The following is a 17,652-nucleotide window of genomic DNA, read 5'->3' as shown; positions in this document are numbered from 1 at the left end:
AATAGCTATATTTTTATTCCAATTTTGCAATTTCTTTTTTCAACCTCACCATGATTTTCTTTTCCAGTCTGGAGATGTAGGACTGGGAAATTCCAAGTACATCCGCCACTTCCTTTTGCGTCATCTCCTCACCGTCCGGAGTTCCAAGACCAAAACGCATACTGACGATTCTTCGCTCCCTCACAGAAAGCCTTCCCACCGCACGGATCAGCATACTTTTCTCCGCCTCGCTCTCCATATCCTTATAGATCGTATCTTCCTCCGTCCCCAGAATGTCCGAGAGCAGAAGTTCATTCCCGTCCCAATCCACATTCAGCGGCTCGTCAATAGATACCTCCAGCTTTGTCTTATTATTTCTCCGCAGATACATCAGGATCTCATTTTCGATACACCGTGACGCATAGGTCGCAAGCTTAATATTCTTCTCTGGATTAAATGTATTAATAGCTTTAATAAGACCGATGGTCCCAATGGAAATCAGATCCTCCACTCCTACCCCTGTATTGTCAAACTTCTTTGCAATGTACACTACCAACCTTAGGTTATGCTCAATGAGCTGCTTTCTGGCATGTTCATTATGTTCGCTGCAAAGTTGTTCGATTGCCCTTGCCTCTTCCTCCATCTCCAGAGGAGGAGGCAAAATATCCGATCCCCCTATATAATAGACTTCCTGCTTTTCCGGAAATAACCATGTCCGAAACGCAGGCAGGATCTTTTGTCTGAACGCACTTGGCACTGTAAGACTCATAATCATGAATATCCCCTCCTAAAAAATATCCGGATTGACAAGCATCCGGTAAGTTCCATCTGTCGAAATCCGGGTATCAGAAATTCCAATCCATACATCCCGGATCTGCTTTTTGCTCTTTCCCCACAGGGTCAGACTTTCCATCCGCACAAGAAGAATCTTGGCATTCGTATTCCCTACGGATCGAAAACCGATCTGCCGCTGCTCCTTCGCCTTCTCCAGAAGTTCCAAAACCGCCTCTCGTTCCACGATGCATACCGGCTGCCCGGAGAGCGGATCTTTCAGCCTGTTTCCGGTATCAATCAGTCCCTGAAGCCGGATCCGTTTTCCCGCTGTTTCGATCTGCGCCTCGCAGGTATACCCATTCTGCCTATGAACCTGCCGAAAAAAGGCCCACACCGCCTCCAACACTTCATAGCTGACAACAGCAAAAAGGAAAAAAAGGCTCCCTGTACGAATATATTGTCCAAAAAAGCTAAAAATACCTCCAAGCAAGAATCCTCCCCCGTAGAGCATCAGCAAAGCCTTCACGAGCTCCCGGGCAGACTTCACACCAAGTCCTGTCATAACCATAGCTGAATTCACTATCAAATGACACAGAATCAGACGCACGATCCCGCCTGTCGGGATTATAATCACAAGACAGGTAAGAACCGCTCCCATTAAGGCCCCCAGAAGCACCCGCCGCCTCTTAAACTCCATGGACAACATCCGGCAAACCGCCGCAAGAAGCAGATAATCCATCATAAAATTGATGAGGAAAAATACATCAATATAGATTTCATAGTACATCCTTCACACTCTTTTCTCCCGTCGCTGCTAAATCGATTCAGTATACGAACAAAGAGTATTATAAGAAAAAACCACTTGAAAATTTGTCAGAAACTGACAGAGAAATGCGTTTTCTTTCGACATGATTTGTCTATTCCTTCGTGGAGGTGTGTTCCGATGCATCTGGACACATCTCCCTTTTTATCTTAAAGAAAAATGGTAATTTTGCACAGAAAAAGGTATGGAGGCTTTTCTGTCTCCATACCTTTCATTCGTCTTGTAGTCTGTATGATATCTAAAGTGCCAAATATCGGATCTCTTTGTATGTCCGAACCTTCGATTCCTATTTCTTGAAGAAGTCCGGAATCTTGATGGTCTGCTCTTTCACCCTTCCTGTCCCCGCTGTGTAAGATGGTGTGGAAGGTGCTGTAGGAGCATTTGTCTCTGGAGCTGCTGTAGTTGTTCTTGTCTGTTGTGGCATCTGAGTCACTCTTCCCATATCTGTCTTGAGTGCTGTATGTGCCTGTGTATCAGTAGCAAATACAGATCCGGCCGGCTTTGTAACTCCGATCTTGGATTTTAGTCTGGATGCAGTACTCTCTGTACTGTTATGTAAACCTGTCGCAATGACAGTCACTGTGGCCTCGTCGGACTTGGTCTCATCGTACATTGCACCAAAGATAATATTTGCCTCTTCTCCTGCAAGCTCCTGAACGTACTCTGCCGCATCGCTTGCGTCCATCAGAGTGATATCTCCGGAAATGTTGATAATCACGTGGGACGCACCGGAAATGGTCGTCTCAAGCAGCGGACTTGCCACAGCCTGTTTTACAGCCTCAAGCGCCTTGTCGTCTCCTCTTCCATGTCCGATACCGATGTGAGCAATGCCCTTGTCGATCATAACGGTCTGGATATCCGCAAAATCAAGGTTGATCAGAGACGGTACATTGATGAGATCTGTAATGCCCTGGATACCCTGCTGAAGAACTTCGTCCGCCTTTTTCAGAGCGTCCGGCATCGTTGTTCTTCTGTCAACGATCTCAAGAAGCTTATCATTCGGAATGACAATCAGTGTGTCTACATTTTCTTTTAACTTTTCAATACCAGCGAGGGCATTGTTCATACGTGCCCTGGATTCAAAACGGAACGGCTTTGTAACAACGCCGACTGTCAGGGAACCCTGTTCTTTTGCGATACGTGCTACTACTGGTGTCGCACCTGTACCTGTACCGCCGCCCATGCCGCATGTAACAAATACCATATCTGCACCTTTGAGTGCTGCCGCAATCTCATCCGCGCTCTCCTCTGCTGCCTTCTCGCCAACTTCCGGCTTTGCTCCTGCTCCAAGTCCTTTTGTGAGCTTGTCTCCGATCTGCATCAGTGTAGGAGCCTTGCAGAATGAGAGAGCCTGTTTGTCTGTGTTGATGGCGATAAACTCTACGCCTGCAATCTGCTCATCTATCATGCGGTTGACAGCATTGTTACCGCCTCCACCTACACCAACGACGATAATTTTTGCTGCTGCTTCTGATTCATTTGTCTTAATTTCTAACAAGAGTGTCTCCTCCTTTGTTATGCTTTATTATTTATACACCCTACTAGTACATGTATTCTGCCATATATACTATATAATATAGTCTTTCCGGGCAAATTTCAATAGAATTTTTTCTATTTTTCGATTTTTTTAGTAACAGTTCAACCATATACAAAGCCGCAAAAATCTAAGTTCAAACTTGATGAAAATCATAAATTTTTTATGTACTTTGTATATGTGGTTTATCTAAGCGGGATTTTCGCCACAAACCCCAAAAGCTCCTTCTTCCCGCAGTTCGGAAGCATTTATTCCTTGGCCGCTTCACTTTTTTCAAAGCGGATCGTCTCTGTCAACTGCCCGTAATGCTCCAAGTACAATGTACCGCTCTGGTCCTCCAGCTTTTCCAGAATCGACGGAAGCTGCTCAGCCTTTTCTTTCGGATCTCCACTTCCAAGTTTGGCGCAGATCTTCCCAAAATAAAGGGTGATATTCTCTCCGTCTGTGACAATCCGGTCCGGACTTACCTTGTATCTGGTAAGAATCTCCTGAATCTGGACAATATATTCAAAAATAGAGGAATCCTCCACCGGAAGTTTCTCTCCCTGCTCCACCTTTGAGACGTCCAGTCCTTCAACCAGGCTCACACCATCCCTTGGAGCGTCCGTAATGCCAAGTACCGTCCCCTCATTGTCAAAATAAATATAGCTCTCTTGGTTCTGTACATATCCGGCAGGGGATTTTTCCTTGACGACTACACGGATCGTCCACGGATTGACCATGTGGAACTTCATACTCTGAACAGTCGCCGGCTCCGGGAAATCCCCAAACTTTGTACTAAGTAGCAGGACAAGAGAATTGCCATCCCCTCCCTGCTCACGGATATACTGTCTGATCTCACCCTCCGTGAGAAAATCAGACCCCTCCACCCGAATTTCTCTGAGCTGAAATAAGAGGAGAAACAAAATGATGGCAGCAAGAACCGCCGCCCCGCTTCCCAGTCTTTTGATGATCTGCCTGCGCCTGGTACGTTTTAATTCTTTTCTCTTCTCATCCCTTTGCACGACCTGTTCATTCATCGATGTGCCTCCTGTATGTTCCATCATTAACGTTTCTATTTTACCAACTGGCCACGCTGAATACAAGCCCCATTTCCACAAGAAGAAAGACAACCGACGTCCCTCCATAGCTGATAAAGGGGAGCGTGATACCAGTATTCGGAATCGTATTGGTCACGACCGCGATATTTAAGATTACCTGTATCATCATGTGCGCCATGGCTCCTGCCGCAATCAGCGCGCCGAACAAATCCGACGCATGGGAGGCAATCACGAAAAAACGCCAGATCAAAAGGAAAAACAACAAAATCACAAGGATAGCCCCCACAAGTCCGAGCTCCTCACAGATGATGGAAAAAATCATGTCGTTTTGTGCCTCCGGCACGAAGCCGAGCTTCTGGATACTACTGCCAAGCCCTTTCCCGAACAGGCCGCCGGAGCCAATGGCAAAGAGTCCCTGGAGCGTCTGGTACCCTTTCTCATATTTCTCCGGATTCTGCCAGATGGCGATACGCTCCAAACGGTAACTCTCCAGTCCAAGAAAGATAGCCATGAATCCAATCCCTGTCACCGCCATCCATATGAACTGGGCATATTTCGGACTAGCGGTAAAGATCAGGATCACGGCAATGCCAAGAATAATCACCGCCGTGCTTAAGTTGCTGGCCCCCACAAGTCCTACAACAGGAAGGGCAAACAGCATGATCCTGAATAATGTGGTAAGCTTTCCGATTTTTTTGACGTTTTTTGTCACCAGCCATGCGAGAAATACAATCAACGCAACTTTCACGTATTCTGACGGTTGAAAAGAAAATGGCCCCAAAGACAGCCATCTTTTGGAGCCATTATATTCATCGCCGAACAACATGACGGCAATGCAAAGTACAATTGCCATCAGATACCCCGGCACCGCCAGCTTTTCCCAGATATGATAATCGGTTCTGGCGACCGCATACATCCCGGCCAATCCAAGGGATGTAGCGAAGATCTGTTTTTTCAAATAGTAAAAAGGATCTCCGAACTTTATCTGTCCATTATAGGAACTGGTACTGTAAAGGATTATCAGTCCTATTATCACAAGTAAAAAAACAATCACCAGAAGCACCTTATCCGTCCCTCTGGATTCCGGTTTTTCCGCCTGCTTCAATCTATCCCTCTCCTTACAGCGATTTTACCAAGTCTTTAAACTTCTCTCCCCGTTCTTCGTAGCTTCGGAACATATCCCAGCTTGCACACGCCGGCGAAAGCAATACAGCATCCCCCGCTTTGGCTTCTTCTTTCGCACACCGCACTGCATCCTCCAAACTATCCGCAAAGGCGTAGTCGGTAAATCCATATTTCTCCGCAGTCATTGCAATTTTCTCCTTCGTCTCCCCGAGCAGGATGAGTTTCTTTACTTTTCCCTGAAAGCTTTCGATCCATTCATTGTATTCAGACTGCTTATCATAGCCCCCTCCGATCAGAATGGTTGGACGATTCATTGCGGTAATACCACGGATTGCTGCGTCCGGATTCGTCCCCTTCGAATCGTTATAGTATGCCACTCCATCTTTTTCCATCACGAATTCGATCCTGTGTTCCACTCCTGAAAACCCCTTTATGACTTTCCGGATTGTCTCCATCGGTACGCCATAGAGCGCTGCTATCGCCACCGCCGCCATCACATTTTCATAATTATGGGTACCAAGCAGCATGAGCTCCTCCACACGGCAAACCGGAACCACTTCCTGATTCCGGTAGATAATCTCCCCGTCTTTTAAGTAAATCCCCACCGGAAGTTCCCTTTTACTACTAAAATAAAATGGTGTCGCTTCTGTCTCTTCCCCGAACACCCGGAGCACGTCATCTTCATAATTCAGCACACAGTAGTCATCCTTCGTCTGGTTTCTTGTAATGGCCTCTTTGGCGCTGATATAGTTCTCCATGGTGTGGTGTCTGTTCAGATGATCCGGCGTAATATTTAAGATCGCGCTGATCTTCGGTGCAAACCCATGAATCGTCTCCAGCTGGAAACTGCTGATCTCCGCAACAGTTACACTTTGCTCTGTCATCTTCATAGCCTCCATGGTGTACGGATTACCGATGTTTCCAACTACAAACACCTCACTTTGATGAGCCTTCATAATCTCACCAAGAAGTGTCGTGGTGGTCGTCTTTCCATTCGTCCCCGTAATAGCCAGTACATCTCCCCTGCCATAGTGATATGCAAGCTCAATTTCTCCCCAGATCGGGATCCCGTCCGCCTTCATCTTCTCCACAACCGGAAGATCCACTGGAACACCTGGACTTAAAACCGCAAGACCGATTTTTTCCATCTGATCCTCCGGAAACGGTCCGAATATTATTTCCGCCTTACTGTCTTTTGGCAGACGCCTCCGGATTTCTTCCGGATCGAGCTTTTCATTTCCATCATATAAGATCGTATCAACGCCCTCGTGCTCCAGAAGCATCACCGCACCAATCCCACTCTTTCCAGAGCCGAACACGAGTACCTTTTTCCCGTTTTTTAACATTACTCTTCCGTCCTTTCTTCTTATAGTGCCAACAGCGCAATCAGACACAGAATCGCCGTGATAATGGAAAAGACTGCCACGATCCTCGTCTCAGACCATCCACAGAGCTCAAAATGATGATGAATCGGAGCCATCTTAAAGATCCGTTTTCCACCTGTCTTCTTAAAATAAGTAACCTGAATCATCACCGACGCCACCTCTATCAGATAAATCATTCCGACAATGATGATGAAAATGGGCATCTGAAGCATATATGCCGTGGACGCCACGAATCCTCCAAGAGCCAGAGATCCGGTGTCTCCCATAAACACACTGGCCGGATAGACATTAAACAGAAGGAATCCCATAAGCGCACCTACCACCGCACAGGTGACCGGCTCAATCCCACTCTTTGTTCCTACTGCCACCACCGTAAAGAATGTAGCAACAAGCACGGTCACACTGGAGGCAAGCCCATCGAGTCCATCTGTAAAATTGACGCCGTTGACCGTACCGATCACTGCTATAAATAACAGCGGAATGGCAAGCCATCCTATATTCCAGTATCTTCCACCAGAAAATGGAATCAGAAGGGTCAACGGTGTATGAGTAACATGGATCAGATAATAGGCAAATACCGCAGTTATCACAATCTGAAGGGCGAACTTCTGCTTTGGAAAGAGTCCGTCCGAGCGCTTCATCACAACCTTGAGATAATCATCCAGAAATCCGATCAGTCCAAACCCAAGCGTTACGAACAAGATCGGAATAATCTTCGGATAATCCTTTACATAAAAGAGGGAGGTAACTACAATAGAAGCCAGAATCATCACGCCTCCCATGGTCGGCGTCCCCGCCTTCTGTAGATGAGACTCCACCCCCTCCACACGTTCTGTCTGTTTCATTTTCATTTTCCGTAACATCGGAATCACAATCGGCCCCATAATCACACTCAGTACAAATGAGATCAGAACCGGTACTACGAATGTAAAATCCATATCTGCACCTCTTCATCCTTTGGTTTCTAAACAGGCCTATATGCCTGCGTACCATTATAACGTATTTGTACCATCAATGCAAGTCGACCGCCATGGCTCGCTCTTTCTTTCTGCCGCAGGCTGCTCTTCTTTTCTGTCACGGTCACTCTTCCTTTTCAGACTTTGCGTTCTCTTGTTTTTCGATGCCAAGGTACGGCAGTACGTCATCAAAAATCTCCCGCACAACCGGGGCTGCGATCGTTCCGCCATAATAGATTCCCTTAGGGTCATAGATAACACACATTCCCAGAATCTGCGGATTTTCGGCCGGAGCAAAGCCAATAAAGGAAGAAATATATTTGTTGGCGCTTCTTGGCAGAGTCTGGGACGTGGCCGTCTTTCCTCCGATACTGTATCCCTCGATATAGGCGTTTTTCCCGGATCCGACTGAAACCACGCTCTCCAGGATTTTCCGCATCGTCTCTGACGTTTTCTCAGATATGACCCTTCTGCCCTGTTTATCCGAAAATGTCTTAAGCGTCTTCCCGCTCTCACTGTCCAGCACTTCTACCCCAAAATGAGGCGTTACCCTCTTTCCTCCATTGATCAAGGAACTGACTGTGGCGGCCATCTGTACCGGCGTCACCTGGAACGACTGACCGAATGTCATGGTAGCAAGCTCTACCTCCCCGATATCTTCCAGCCGGTGCATGATAGTAGAAGCCTCCCCCGGAAGATCCACCCCGGTCTTTTCCATCAGCCCGAACTGTTCGAAATAGTCACAGAACCGTTCCGCTCCAAGGCGTAGTCCAATTTCCATGAAAACCGGGTTACAGGAATTCTGGACGCCCTCCACAAACGTCTCGGCACCGTGCCCGCCTACCTTGTGGCACCGGATCCTCCGATCCTCCACGATCTTGTATCCCGGACAGACAAACGTATCATCCAGATCAACGACCCCCTCCTCCAGACAGGCGCTGGAGGTGATGATTTTAAAGGTAGAACCCGGCTCATAGGTGTCGTTGATACACCCGTTTCTCCACATCTGGTTTAAAAGTTCCTGCTTTTCATCCTCCGAATCATATGTCGTTCCCTCCGGAAGTTCAAATGGTTCGTTCAGATTAAACTCCGGCCAGTTCACCATAGCATAGATCTCTCCGTTCTGCGGATTCATCAGGATGATCGCCACCTTCTCCGCCTGCTTTTCCTCCATTACCTTCTGCGCCATCTGCTGGGCGTACTTCTGAATGTTATAATCGATGCTGATCCGCAAGGTATTGCCGGCAGTCGGCTCTGCCCGGTCCTCTGCGATCCCCTCCAGCTCCACGCCTCTTGCGTCCGTAGTGGAGAGAATCATTCCATTTTCTCCTTTCAGATAATCTTCGTACTTGACCTCCAGGCCGATAATCCCCTGATTATCACCCCCTGTGAAGCCAAGCACCTTGCTGGCAAGCTCTTCGTACGGATAATACCGTTTGAAATCCTCATCCACCTTGACGCCTGCCAGATTCATCTCCCGGATCCGGTCTCCAACTTCTTTTTCCACGTTGGTTTTGATTCGTTCCATAGAGGAAACTTTCTCCACCTTTTTCCGTACGGTTTCTTCCTCCATCTCCAGTGTCCCGGCAAGAGCTTTCGTCACTGCGTCCGCATCCTCGATCTGACTGTGAATCACCGAAACGGTACAGACCGTCTTATTGGTAGCAAGTACTTTACCGTTCCGGTCGATAATCTCTCCTCTTGCCGCCTTGATCTCCCGCTCCCGCTCGTGGAGAGCCTCGGCCTTCTTCTGATAATATTCCGCGTCAAAAATCATCAGATAACAAAGTCTTGCAATCAGCCCCAGTATCATTAGCGACGCCCCGATAAACACAATGAGAATCTTCCTTTTATTATAGGTTTTATTCTTCATAAAAAACCTCACAGAAGTGATTGATATAGCTTATTAATCCTTCTGTGAGGTTATTCTATTTATTCCGATTTTGTAATATTCAAATATGGAAATGCTTCTTTCATAATGTCCGCAGAAAGTCTTGTCGCCAGATAACTTGCCGCCTGCTGTGCCAGATTCGGCTCGTCCACAACAACGTATATCATAACTTCCGGATTTTCCTGCGGGGCATATCCAATGAAAGAGTTTAAGTTCTTTCCTTGGCTTCGAGGCAGTTTCTCCGCAGTACCGGTCTTTCCGCCAATAGCATACCCCTCTACCTGGGCTGATTTTCCACTTCCCTCTTCTACGACTCCAAGCATATAGTCTTTCAGAATCTCGCACGTTTCCTGGGATACGGTTTTTCTTGCCAGCACCGGAGTCTTCGTCTCCACAACGTCCCCCTGAGCATTGCGGATCTCTTTCACCAGATACGGTTCATAGTAATTTCCCCCATTGATCAGGGAGCAAAAACCCGCCGCAAGCTGTGTCATCGACACATTAAAATTCTGTCCAAAAGCGTTGGTTCCCAGATCGATGGGCTGCATGTTATCAGCCGTGTACAGAAGATTGGATGTATCCCCCTCTCCAGGCAGATCAATGCCTGTGTACTCTCCAAAACCAAAGATATGCTGATACCGGCAGAAGTCCTCCGCGCCGAGTGTATCTGCAATATGCATCATTCCGACGTTGCAGGAATTTTCCAGCACTTGTTTTAATGTTTCTGTCCCATGTCCGTCTGTGGCGATACAGGAAACCGGCTTGGCAACTCCTTCATAGGAATAGGAACCGCCGCATACATATGTCTCATCTCCAGTCAGTTTGCCGGTCTCAAATCCGGCCGCCATCGTAAACGGCTTCATCGTGGATCCCGGTTCAAACGTATCGCTGACGCAGAAGTTTCTCCACAGCGCATTAAGTGTCTCCAGACGCTCCTCCTCAGTCATGGCCTCCTGCTCCTCTGTCGTATAATATTTCGACAGATCCCTTGGCTGATTCAGATCAAAATTCGGGTAACTTGCCTCAGCCAGAATAGCTCCAGTGTTTGGATCCATCATGATCACGGCTGTGTTTTTCGTACCCTCGCCCTCACGGTAGTTATCCCGCAGCCTTTCATTCAATTCCAGAATATGCTTCTCCACGATCGCCTGCAGATTCGCGTCAATCGTTGTGACAATGGAATTGCCGTCCGTCGGGCTTTTCACTACGTTCTCTGAGCTGGATCCAGACGAGAGATACCCTGTTTTTTTCCCATCTGTTCCGTTCAGTTCGTTATTATAATATGCCTCCAGACCGATCGTTCCGCTGTTTCCTGAGGAAGTAAATCCGATCACATCACTTGCCATGGTTCCGTAAGGGTAGGTTCTCGTATAGGAATCTTCCAGTGTCACACTGACAATATTTTTGCTCTTATCCATCTTCGTCTGAAAATCTTTTCCGGTCTCATAATCCACATCTTTTTTCAAGATCACATAGCGACTGTCCGACTCGTCCTGCAAAATCTCCCTGAGATCTGACTCATCCAGGTCAAACCCTTTGACAAGCGCTTCCACTGTGGCATTGATCTTCTTATTCTGATAGGACGTCTTCGTCTCCAGGAGTCCCGCCACATCGAGGATCACGTTGTAGGAACGCTCGCTTGTAGCCAGAACTGTATCATTTGTATCCAGAATATCGCCACGTTTAAAGTGGATGATCTGACTCCCGCTTCGCATCTGGCTCATAACCTGCTTCTGGTACTCCTCCCCTTTGACAAGATTTAAGGCAACTGCCTTTCCTGCCAAAAAAACAAAAGCCAGTACGATTGCCGTAAACACTCCTACCAGCTTTATTTTCATTCTTTTCGGAAATTTTTTATGAAAATTCTGGGATTCTTTTTGAGTTCTCTTTCTTTCCATGGAATTCCCCTTTTCACTATGCTGTTATTTATCCGTCGCTTCTCCATCTTCCGGAATGCTTTCGTACTGTCTGATTTTATGATCTCCTGCGCTTTGGTATTTCACAATCTGGGAATCCTCCGCATATACCATACCAAGCTCCGCTGCCCTTTGCTGAACCTCGTCCAGATTGACGGAATTTGCGATATGATTGTATTCTGATGTATTTTTCTCTTTCAGGCTGGTGATCTCTGTCCGCAGACTTTCAATTTTTCTTGTCTTCTGTTCCAAATCCGCCTGGGCTCCAAGATAATGAAAGCAGACAAATAGTGCGACCGCCACCGCCCCGGCAAAAAATGTCACATAACCAAAGCCGAGCTTCATTGCCCTGCGCTGGTTCTTTTTCGTCTGCGGACTCACAGTCCTGGCCTCCTCTTCGTAGTATCCTGCCTCCTGATGTATCTGCGGTCGTCTGACCCGGACAAGATTATCGTACATATATGCTTCGTTATGTGTTCTTCGTTTCTTTCCTGATGCCATACACGTTCCCTCTTTTCTGTGTCTGATACTTCACACGATGTTTCGTATCAGATATGCTCGAAAATACGAAGCTTCGCGCTCTTTGATCTGCTGTTTTCCACTGTCTCTGTTTCCCCCGGAAGAATTGGCTTTCTCGTGATCACCTTTCCTTTTGACTTCTTCCCACATACACACACTGGAAAATGGCTCGGACAGGTGCACGGATTCTCGTTTCTGCGAAACGCTTCCTTTACAATCCGATCTTCCAGTGAATGGAATGTAATAATGCAGATCCTTCCACCTTTATTAAGTAAGTCAATCATCTCATCCAAAGATTCCCTTAAAACTGTCAGTTCCTGATTCAGCTCAATCCGGATCGCCTGAAACGTCCTCTTGGCCGGATGACCCGACATTTTCTGAAATTTCATTGGGATCGATGCTTTTATAATCTCTGTAAGTTCTAAAGTGGTTGTAATAGGACCTTTTTCCCGTTCCATTACAATGTGCTTTGCGATGTTCTTCGCAAATCTATCTTCTCCGTAATCACGAATGATGCGAAAAAGGTCCATCTCACTGTATCCATTGACAATATCAGCGGCTGTCTTTGCCTGCCGGGTGTCCATCCGCATATCAAGCGGCGCATCCTTTGTGTATGAGAATCCACGCTCTGCCGTATCCAACTGATAAGACGATACGCCCAGATCGAGGACAATCCCATCCACTTTGTCAATGCCTAATTCTTTTAGCCGCAGCTTCATATCACAATAGTTGCTCCTTACGATTGTGACTTTCTCCCCGAAACTGCGAAGCCGGATTCCTGCCGCTTCAATCGCGGCGGCGTCCTGGTCTATTCCGATAAAACTCCCCTTGTCACTTAACTGCTTACATACTTCAAAAGCATGTCCGCCTCCACCAAGCGTTCCATCTACGTAAATGCCGTCTGGCTTGATGTTCAGACCATTTACGACCTCTTCTAATAATACTGATTTGTGTTCAAATGCCATGGTTTCCTCCTTCACCTGCTACACCTAAATGCGAAGGCCCAGATCTTCCATGTCGCCGGCGATATCATCGATATCCGCCTCCACTTCCTCATTGTGTGCATCCCAGGCTTTCTTGTCCCAGATTTCAATCTTATCAAGGACACCTGCCAGTACCACTTCCTTTTCCAGTCCGGCATAAGCTCTCAGGGCAGAAGAGATAAGTACTCGACCTTGCTTGTCAAGTTCGCCATCGACAGCGCTTCCAAGAAAGAACCGTTTGAAGTCTCTGGCTTTTTTGTTGGTAAGTGGTAATTCCCGGAGCTTATCTTCAAAGGCGCTCCATTCATTGTCCGGATACACAAATAAACAGCCGTCCATTCCCTTTGTTATCACGAAATGTTCTCCCAGACTTTCGCGGAACTTAGAAGGGATGATGAGGCGGCCTTTTGTGTCAATGCTATGATTGAATTCTCCGTTCAACATGCAACTCACCTTCTTCCAAAACGGGAATGTCTTCCCCATTTTGTACCACTACTCTCCACTTTCTACCACTTGAAACCATTGTAAACCACACAACTACCTTTTTCAAGTACTTTTTCCAAAATGATTCTTAATAATTTCTTACCTCCTTTGACCCTTTTCGACACTCATTTCACACAATTACCGGAAGCTCTGAAAGCCATACCCTGGGATGATACACAGTTTCCTATACAAAAAAACAGTATGGCCGAAACCATACTGTCTTCTTTCTTCATCCTATTCTATTCTACTGCCTCTGCATTACTAAGTCCTGAAAGATAATCATCGAAAGCGGTGTAATCTGCTGTCACGCTCGCTCTCGGTTTATTCTCCTCAATTTTCTGATATCCGGAATATCCGATCCAAACACAGATCAACACAACAATGACTGCTGCTAGTGCTGTCTTTAGACGGAAGAGCAGCTTCTTTTTCTTTGCTTCTTTTTTTCTCTTTTCCCTGTTATTTTTATAAGAATCTGCATTTGTCAGGCTCATAACTGTTACTCCTTTTGCACTCAACTAGTATATATGATATCACATTCACCGGACAAATACAAGTTTGGAATCCGGATTTCACATTTCCCACACAAAACGGCATTATCTTATACCGCAATGATAATCCCTCCGTCATTTGCATACATGCTGCTGACCCCTCTTGTATCAAGAACAATGATATCTCCAAGCGGCAGCTTCTTTAAAAGCATCTCTCTGACCATCTCTGCCCGCGCCGGACAGTTGCAGTGAGCGATACCAAGTGTCTTCTTCTCCGGGGAAACAATCTCCTCCGACACACGATCCACCATCTTCGCCAGAGCCTTGTTGATTCCCCTTGCCTGCCCGTGCTGGATGATGACGCCCTGCTTTGTGGCTCCCATCACCGGCTTAATATTCAAAACAGACGCCGCCAAGGCTTTCAGTCCGGTGAGTCTTCCGTTCTTACGCAAGGTCTCCAGTGATTCCAGAACAAAATACGTATTTTGTCCGTCGATATATGTCTCCACCGCATTGACCACTTCCTGAAAGCCGAGCCCCCGCTCTTCACACTCCATGATCTTCTTCGTGATCAGCGTCTCACCCACAGAAGCGGACCGGGAATTGAAAATGTAGATATCTTTCTGTCCGTGCTCCTCAAGGAACAGATTTTTCCCAAGGACGGCGCTGTTGTACGAACCGCTCAGCTCTGCTGAAAGCGTCACCACATAGACTCTCTCTTCCTCGCCCTCAAATGCTTTCATATAAGCCTCCGGAGACGGACAGGATGACTTAGGACATTCACTGCATCTTGCCACACGGACCAAAAAGTCCGCCTGGTCAAATGTCTCGTCATCAACAACCAGATGTCCGCCTACATTCAATGTGAGAGAAGCCGTAAAAATATTCCCGGCTTTTTTCATATCAGGCGTAAGTTCTCCGCAGCTATCTACAATGACTTTATAACTCATCTCTATTCCTCCTACATACCATTGTATGATTTTTACATCTATAATATGTAGTTTTCAATACTACTTCCTTATCATAACACAAACCAGGAGGAAAGAAAAGGAATTTTATCTGCGGATTTTGATTTTTCCTGAGACGTTCAACACAATCCCCATCTCAATCATCAGAAAGACCGCTGAAGTACCTCCGTAACTGATAAACGGCAGTGTAATTCCTGTCGTCGGAATCACATTCAGCACAACCGCTACGTTCAAAAGAACCTGGATGGCGATGTGGGCGAAGACTCCGGTCACGATCAGCGATCCATAGAGATCCGGCGCATTCTGTGCGATAAACATCAGACGGTAAAGCAACATTCCAAACAGTACCAGGACAACGATCAGTCCGAAGACCCCCAGCTCCTCACAAATGATAGAAAGAATCATATCATTCTGCGGCTCCGGGATCACCATCTTCTGAGCGCTGCCCCCCAGTCCCTTTCCGAAAAATCCGCCGCTTCCGATTGCCAGAAGTCCCTGCATTGTCTGGAAAGCTCCGCTTTTGGCGTATTTTTCCGGGTCCACCCAGGAGAGGATTCTCTGTAAACGGAAGTTCCCGCTGGACTCCAAAAGCCTTCCCAGAATCTGTCCCGCAATCAGTCCGCCAACCACAAGGCAGACAAAAACAATTCCGATCTTTCTTGTCCGTGGATAAGCCACAAAAAAAATAACAGCCGAAATTCCAAATACAATGATCGCTGTACTTAAGTTTTCCGTCAGCACGAATACACCTGCCGCCGCAAGTATTCCAAACAGGAGAATCTGAAGCGCCCCCTTTTTTGTATACGCTTTTTTCCCAAACTTACAAATCAAGTAAGGAATAAAAAGTATCATTGCAATCTTTGTGATTTCGGACGGCTGAAATCGCTGAATAACAGGAAATCGAAGCCATCTCCTCGCCCCATTGACCTCAACCCCCAACGGCGTCTGCACCAGAGCCATCAGGATGAAGGAAACGACATAAAGGATCGTTGCATACCGTGTGTAACGATGATAATCTACCTTCGTCACTACATACATGACCAAAAGGCTCCCCCCACTAAACAGAAGCTGTCGTCTGAAATAAAAGGCACCGTCCCCCTTATAGTCAATCTGAGCAGAATAATAGCTCGTGCTGTAAAGCATGATCAGTCCAAAACAGATCAGAAAAATCAACACAGCTACAAGTCCGTAATCAAAATAAGCGTACTCGGCGTTTCCCGCCATTTTCTTCTGACGTATCATTCTTTTTCGTTTCAGTCTTTGCCGTTGATCCATATCAAAATCACTCCATATTTTTCTTTATACTTCCCCGATGATTCCTTATTATATCCGCAACAGAAAGGAAAAACAACCTTCTTGCCAAAATGAATTGTAACTTTCGCTTTCTTTTTCCATATGATAATCTTAGAAAAAAGATTGAAAGGAGTTTCGGTATGCAGAATTATTATCAGCGTCCCGCGTTTCGCCAGCCTTATCAAAACCGCGAGAACAGCCGTGAAGCTACTCGCGAAATCAACCGGCAGAAACCTTGCGACGTGAAAGACAAACTGAGAAAAGAATTCCCTGTCGCCATGGCCTACGTTCCTTGGCAGCGCTATCTGGAACCTTATCCGGTCTGCAAAGGTTTTATCAGAGGAACCATTTTTGAAGAACTTGACAAACCATTTCTTGGCAAAGGGGGATGCCGCTTATGAAAAACTTCCCTTCCAGAAAAGAGCTTTTAAATCATATTAATACCGTCAGCTTTGCGGTAGATGACATTCAGCTCTATCTTGATACCCACCCGGACGATGAAGAGGCGCTTGCTTATTTTCACAAATATAAAGAACAGCGTGTTAAAGCACTCAAGGAGTATGCCGCATGTTATGGTCCACTGACAATCGACACGGTGGACGAATCCTGCGGCGACAGATGGACCTGGATCAATGAACCGTGGCCATGGCAGGAAGGAGGGTGCTGATTTATGTGGAATTATGAAAAAAGACTTCAGTTTCCGGTAAAAATTTCCAAACCGGATCCAAAGGCTGCCCAGATTATCATTACACAGTTCGGCGGACCGGACGGTGAACTTGCGGCGTCTATGCGTTATCTGTCCCAACGGTACACCATGCCTTACAAGGAAGTCACCGGAATTCTGACCGATATCGGGACCGAAGAATCCGTACCGAATCCCTCCTTCCTCTTTTTGTCTTTCTTTGTCTATTTCCGTCTAAATATGTCGCTTTTCTGATTTTCTATTTTTCTATATTATAATATGGCATTGTGGGTTTTTCTCAGATGTAAGAGAAAGGAGAAGCATGGAAAACCTGTCACAGCTGATTCACAGGCTCGGAATCAACGCGACATACCGGGGATATCATTATCTTTACAGAGCAGTCCTTCTGGCCCTCTCCGACGAAGACTATCTGCTTTCCATCACAAAGAAGATGTATCTGGATATCGCAGCCTACTATGGCATCCCGGTCAGTAATGTAGAACGGAATCTGCGGACTGTCATCACCATCTGCTGGGAGCGGGGAAACCGGGAATTTCTGACTGAAATCGCATCCTATCCCCTGACTTTCAGGCCATCCGCCGGGGAATTCATCGATATTCTCGTTGCATATTGCCGGGAGCATCAAATCAGCGAATGATCTGGTTACATATTGTTCATGCTTTTTTCAAATCAGAAACATAGTTTTTTCATATTCTTCCTGTATAGTAAAAACCATAGAAAGCAAATACCTTTCTAAGCAAACAATTTTCTTTTTCATAATTCTGCCGGTACAGTATCTGTACCGGCACTCCT

At 46.5% G+C, this 17,652-nt stretch carries 18 protein-coding genes and 1 pseudogene; 4 read left to right on the top strand and 15 right to left on the bottom strand.

Going from position 1 to position 17,652, the window contains the following annotated elements:
- Positions 1-13: 13 nt before the first annotated feature.
- The 15 genes from sigE to AOA56_RS01385 all read right to left on the bottom strand — a co-directional run bounded on the left by sigE (position 14) and on the right by AOA56_RS01385 (position 16,139).
- The gene (sigE, locus tag AOA56_RS01455) at positions 14-754 is read right to left on the bottom strand and encodes an RNA polymerase sporulation sigma factor SigE (protein ID WP_024732975.1); all 741 of its coding nucleotides are present in this window, start codon (positions 752-754) and stop codon (positions 14-16) included.
- Positions 755-766: 12 nt separating this feature from the next.
- Positions 767-1,540: a sigma-E processing peptidase SpoIIGA gene (locus AOA56_RS01450; RefSeq protein ID WP_024732976.1), complete on the bottom strand. Its 774-nt coding sequence runs from the start codon at positions 1,538-1,540 to the stop codon at positions 767-769.
- Positions 1,541-1,862: 322 nt separating this feature from the next.
- The gene (gene ftsZ / locus AOA56_RS01445; protein WP_024732977.1) at positions 1,863-3,074 is read right to left on the bottom strand and encodes a cell division protein FtsZ; all 1,212 of its coding nucleotides are present in this window, start codon (positions 3,072-3,074) and stop codon (positions 1,863-1,865) included.
- Between the two features lie 284 nt (positions 3,075-3,358).
- Positions 3,359-4,129 (bottom strand): cell division protein FtsQ/DivIB, encoded by a 771-nt coding sequence (locus tag AOA56_RS01440; protein ID WP_024732978.1) that lies wholly within the window; start codon positions 4,127-4,129, stop codon positions 3,359-3,361.
- A 40-nt stretch (positions 4,130-4,169) separates the two neighbouring features.
- Positions 4,170-5,255: a putative lipid II flippase FtsW gene (ftsW, locus tag AOA56_RS01435; RefSeq protein ID WP_024732979.1), complete on the bottom strand. Its 1,086-nt coding sequence runs from the start codon at positions 5,253-5,255 to the stop codon at positions 4,170-4,172.
- Positions 5,256-5,268: 13 nt separating this feature from the next.
- A complete protein-coding gene (gene murD / locus AOA56_RS01430) occupies positions 5,269-6,621 on the bottom strand; it encodes a UDP-N-acetylmuramoyl-L-alanine--D-glutamate ligase (protein WP_053768794.1) in 1,353 nt (450 codons plus the stop codon).
- A 20-nt stretch (positions 6,622-6,641) separates the two neighbouring features.
- Positions 6,642-7,598 carry a phospho-N-acetylmuramoyl-pentapeptide-transferase gene (mraY, locus tag AOA56_RS01425; protein WP_024732980.1) on the bottom strand — a complete coding sequence of 319 codons (957 nt, stop codon included), beginning with the start codon at positions 7,596-7,598 and terminating at the stop codon, positions 6,642-6,644.
- Between the two features lie 142 nt (positions 7,599-7,740).
- Entirely contained in the window at positions 7,741-9,489 is a 1,749-nt protein-coding gene (locus AOA56_RS01420) for a peptidoglycan D,D-transpeptidase FtsI family protein (RefSeq protein ID WP_024732981.1), read from the bottom strand.
- Positions 9,490-9,548: 59 nt separating this feature from the next.
- Positions 9,549-11,405, bottom strand: coding sequence for a peptidoglycan D,D-transpeptidase FtsI family protein (locus AOA56_RS01415; RefSeq protein WP_024732982.1), 1,857 nt, complete (start codon positions 11,403-11,405; stop codon positions 9,549-9,551).
- 24 nt (positions 11,406-11,429) lie between these two features.
- A complete protein-coding gene (locus tag AOA56_RS01410; protein ID WP_024732983.1) occupies positions 11,430-11,924 on the bottom strand; it encodes a LapA family protein in 495 nt (164 codons plus the stop codon).
- A 47-nt stretch (positions 11,925-11,971) separates the two neighbouring features.
- Positions 11,972-12,907, bottom strand: a complete 936-nt coding sequence (gene rsmH, locus AOA56_RS01405) for a 16S rRNA (cytosine(1402)-N(4))-methyltransferase RsmH (RefSeq protein ID WP_024732984.1) — start codon at positions 12,905-12,907, stop codon at positions 11,972-11,974.
- 24 nt (positions 12,908-12,931) lie between these two features.
- The gene (gene mraZ / locus AOA56_RS01400; RefSeq protein WP_024732985.1) at positions 12,932-13,369 is read right to left on the bottom strand and encodes a division/cell wall cluster transcriptional repressor MraZ; all 438 of its coding nucleotides are present in this window, start codon (positions 13,367-13,369) and stop codon (positions 12,932-12,934) included.
- 278 nt (positions 13,370-13,647) lie between these two features.
- Positions 13,648-13,899 (bottom strand): hypothetical protein, encoded by a 252-nt coding sequence (locus AOA56_RS01395; protein WP_024732986.1) that lies wholly within the window; start codon positions 13,897-13,899, stop codon positions 13,648-13,650.
- 107 nt (positions 13,900-14,006) lie between these two features.
- The gene (locus AOA56_RS01390) at positions 14,007-14,846 is read right to left on the bottom strand and encodes a DegV family protein (RefSeq protein WP_024732987.1); all 840 of its coding nucleotides are present in this window, start codon (positions 14,844-14,846) and stop codon (positions 14,007-14,009) included.
- Positions 14,847-14,951: 105 nt separating this feature from the next.
- The gene (locus tag AOA56_RS01385; RefSeq protein WP_173022083.1) at positions 14,952-16,139 is read right to left on the bottom strand and encodes an FtsW/RodA/SpoVE family cell cycle protein; all 1,188 of its coding nucleotides are present in this window, start codon (positions 16,137-16,139) and stop codon (positions 14,952-14,954) included.
- 158 nt (positions 16,140-16,297) lie between these two features.
- Between AOA56_RS01385 and AOA56_RS01380 the strand changes: the two genes are divergently transcribed.
- The 4 genes and pseudogenes from AOA56_RS01380 (at position 16,298) to AOA56_RS01365 (ending at position 17,497) form a co-directional block, all read left to right on the top strand.
- Positions 16,298-16,558 (top strand): spore coat associated protein CotJA, encoded by a 261-nt coding sequence (locus AOA56_RS01380; protein ID WP_024732989.1) that lies wholly within the window; start codon positions 16,298-16,300, stop codon positions 16,556-16,558.
- On the top strand, positions 16,555-16,824 hold the full coding sequence (locus tag AOA56_RS01375) for a spore coat protein CotJB (protein ID WP_024732990.1): 270 nt from the start codon (positions 16,555-16,557) through the stop codon (positions 16,822-16,824). Before AOA56_RS01380 ends, AOA56_RS01375 begins: the two co-directional genes overlap by 4 nt.
- A gap of 3 nt (positions 16,825-16,827) precedes the next feature.
- Positions 16,828-17,022 (top strand): annotated as a pseudogene (locus AOA56_RS01370) (manganese catalase family protein); the annotation flags it as partial.
- Positions 17,023-17,161: 139 nt separating this feature from the next.
- The gene (locus tag AOA56_RS01365; RefSeq protein WP_024732992.1) at positions 17,162-17,497 is read left to right on the top strand and encodes a sporulation initiation factor Spo0A C-terminal domain-containing protein; all 336 of its coding nucleotides are present in this window, start codon (positions 17,162-17,164) and stop codon (positions 17,495-17,497) included.
- Positions 17,498-17,652: the final 155 nt, after the last annotated feature.

It is taken from the genome of Sellimonas intestinalis (assembly GCF_001280875.1).
In the GTDB taxonomy this organism is placed as follows: Bacteria; Bacillota; Clostridia; order Lachnospirales; family Lachnospiraceae; genus Sellimonas; species Sellimonas intestinalis.
Note: the sequence above shows the minus strand (reverse complement) of the source record. Positions and strands in the feature narration are given on the sequence as shown.